This window comes from Burkholderia sp. HMSC10F09, assembly GCF_001806955.1.
In the GTDB taxonomy this organism is placed as follows: Bacteria; Pseudomonadota; Gammaproteobacteria; order Burkholderiales; family Burkholderiaceae; genus Burkholderia; species Burkholderia multivorans.
Map to the genome: position 1 here is coordinate 7,531 of NZ_KV786819.1, position 3,238 is coordinate 10,768.

At 71.1% G+C, this 3,238-nt stretch carries 1 protein-coding gene; it reads right to left on the reverse strand.

The window, feature by feature from the left end:
• A partial coding sequence (locus HMPREF3115_RS32640; protein WP_256276311.1) for a DNA translocase FtsK occupies window positions 1-3,238 on the reverse strand: 3,238 nt, incomplete at both ends.

Here is a 3,238-nt window from a genome sequence, read left to right on the forward strand (position 1 = left end):
GTACAGCAGCGACAGGATCATCGCGTTGATCGCGACCGACTTGCCCGAACCGGTGGTGCCCGCAACGAGCATGTGCGGCGCCTTCGCGAGATCGGTGACGACCGGATGACCGGTGATGTCCTTGCCCATCGCGATCGTCAGCTGCGACGTCGAGTGCTGGTACTGGCGCGACTCGAGAATCTCGGACAGGCGGATCATCTGGCGCTTCGCGTTCGGCAGTTCGAGACCCATGCAGGTCTTGCCGGGGATCGTCTCGACGACGCGGATCGACGTCAGGCCGAGGCCGCGCGACAGATCCTTCATCAGGCCGACGATCTGGCTGCCGCGCACGCCGAGCGCGGGCTCGATCTCGAAGCGCGTGATCACCGGGCCCGCCGACGCGCCGACGACCGTGACCGGCACCTTGAATTCCTGCAGCCGCTGTTCGATCACCTGGCCGGTCTGCGCGAGATGTTCGTCGGTGATCGGTTCGATCTCGTCGGATGCCGGTTCGAGCAGGTCGAGCGTCGGCAGTTCGACGCTGAACGACGCGGGCGCGTGGAATTCGAACGCGTTCGGACGCGGCTGGCGGGCGGGCGCGGTCGTAGCCGGTTGCGCGGCGGTATCGGCGGCCGGGGCGGCCGGTTCTGCGGCGGGCGCGGCGACGGATGTGGGCGACGATGGCGGCGCGGGGGCGACGCTCGGCGGGACCGTCGCGATGCCGGAAACCGTCGCGGCAGGGGCGGCCGGCGGGGTTGCCGCGGTAGCGGGTGTGGCCGGCGCCGTGGTCGTGGCCGAAATCGTCGCGGCCGGTGTGGTTGCGGTCGGCTGCTGTGACGTCGAGGACGGTGCGGACGACGGAACTGCGGTGTTCGTGGCGGTCCAGTTCGCCTGGGGCGTCGGATTCGGCGCGGCCGGCGGGTTCATCGGGTTCGGCGACGGCGCAGTTACGCCGACCGTGGTCGCGAACGTCGTCGGTGCAGACGGTGCCGTGACGGTGGCAAGCGTCGACGGCGTTGCCGGTGCGGTTGCCGGCGCATTCGCGGCAAACGCCGCGAATGCAGCGGTCGTGGGCGGTGCGGCGGTGCTCGCGGTGTCCGCGGCGGCGCCGCCGACAGCAACGCGCGTGTTGCCAATGCCGAAAGCGGGTGCCGGTGCGGGCGTCGGCGCAGACGGGCTCGCCGTAGCCGTTACCGATGCGGCAGCCGCCGGCGGCGTAGCTGACACAGACGTCGGAGCGGACGGGCTTGCCGTCGTCGTGACCGATGCGGCAGCGGCGGATGGCGTAGCCGGCACAGACGTCGGAGCGGACGCGCTCGCCGTAGTCGTCAACGATGCGGCGGCGCCGGACGGGATAACAGACGCAGGCGTCGCAGTGGACGGGCTCGCGGTAGTCATCCCCGATGCAGTAGTGGCGGACGGCATAGCCGACACGGGCACCGGAGCGGAAGGGCTCGCGGTAGTCATCCCCGATGCAGTAGTGGCAGACGGCGTAGCCGACGCAGGCACCGGAGCGGAAGGGCTCGCCGTAGTCGTCACCGATGCGGCACTAGCGGACGACATAGCCGCAGCAGCCGTCGGTGCGACGGACGGCGTGCCCTCGACGGCAGCCGTTGTTGCCGCGGGTGCGGGTGTCGTCGTGACGGCGGCCGGCATGTCGAAGCGGCTGCTCGACGGTGCGGTCGCGGCCAGTGAGGCGATCGGACTCTGCGGAGCGGCTGCGGCCGACGCGGTTCTGCCAAACTGCTCGCTCTGCTGTGCCGTAGCGGCACGCGACAACGACTGCGTGATCGGGGGCTGAGATGCGGTCGGGCTCGACGTTGCGGGCGTTGTCGATGTCGCAGACGGTGCCGACACCGCGGCCGACGCGAACGGCTTCATCGGCGTCGATGCAAGCGGTGCGCTCGGAACCGGTTGAGCGGCGGTTGCCGAGCCGATCTGTGTGGGTATCGGCACCGACGTCGGCGCAACCGCATCGTCCGCATTGACCGCCGTGCCGGTCGCGGCCTCGACGTCGTTCAATGCCGAAGTCGCGACGACGGCGGAAGTAGCCGGTTGCGCGTCATCATGCGGCACGACGACCGGTGCGGACGCAACGGGCGCGGTGCCGGACGCGATATCGCCAGACGGCGGCAACGAAGCGGATGCAGGCGTTGCCGCCGCGGTCGACGCAGGTTTCGCCGCGACGGTTGCCGCCGCCTCCCGCGGAGCGCTTGCGCGGCCGACCGTCCAAGCGGCTGCCGTTACCGGCACCGTCGCCGCGACCGCTTGTGGATCGAGCGTCACCGGCGGCGATGCTGCATTGCTCGCGGAAGCGGGAAGGGGAGCGCTCGGTTCGGCATCATGCTGCGCGGCAGCGGTGCCCGAGGGCGCAATTGACGCTTGCACCGCGCCAACTTGCGGTGCGGACTGCGTTTCGGCCGTGCTCTTGTCGTCGATCGCCGAAGTGGATACAGAGACCGTATCGACGCGGGCCGTGTCGCTTGCCGGCGCGGCGGCAAGCGCGGATGTCTGCGGCTCGGTCGCGGCGATTGTGCCGATCCCGTCTGCGACGCCGGGCGCCGACGCCCCCGAGCTACCGATCGACGTACCGACGGCCGCAGCCTGCTGCGCGACGAAATCTTCCCACGGCGCGAGTTCGATCGGCGCGTCTCCCGGCCGGGCAGACGCGCTAGCGATTGCCGAAGCGACCTGCGCGGCCTCGATCTGCGGCGTTTCATCGTCCGCATGCGGCGCCGCGGACGCACGAGCGTCGCTCGTGTGGTTTGCGGACGCGTCGTACCCGGCTTCTGCGCGCGCTTCGATGTCGGTATCGTCCGCGGAAGCGAGGGGAGCCGGCGCGACATCGACAAATGCGGGCAGTACGATTGGCGCGTTGTCGTCGTGTGCGGTTGCCGCCGTGTCGTGCTCGATGGCAGGGGCGACCAGCGGCGCGGCGTCGTCCGTCACCGTCGATGTACCGGCACCCGATGCGGCCGACGGCGCAGGCGCAGCAACGCCCGCGGCCGCGCTTGCGTTGGCAACGCCAATCACTCCCGCCGCACTCGCCGCCGTGCGCGCAGCATCTGCCGACGCCGCGGCGCCGGCCAGCGTCGCCCACTGCGCGGTGCTGGCTTCGATCGAGCGCAGCGTTTCATGCACGCTCGGAGCCGGCGTGATCGGCGCGGCCGGCTTGTCGGCCCACGCATAGAGCGGCGCGCGTTTCTGCGGCGGCGCCGCCACGCGACGGCGCGACGCATCCGCGGACGCGCCGATGCCC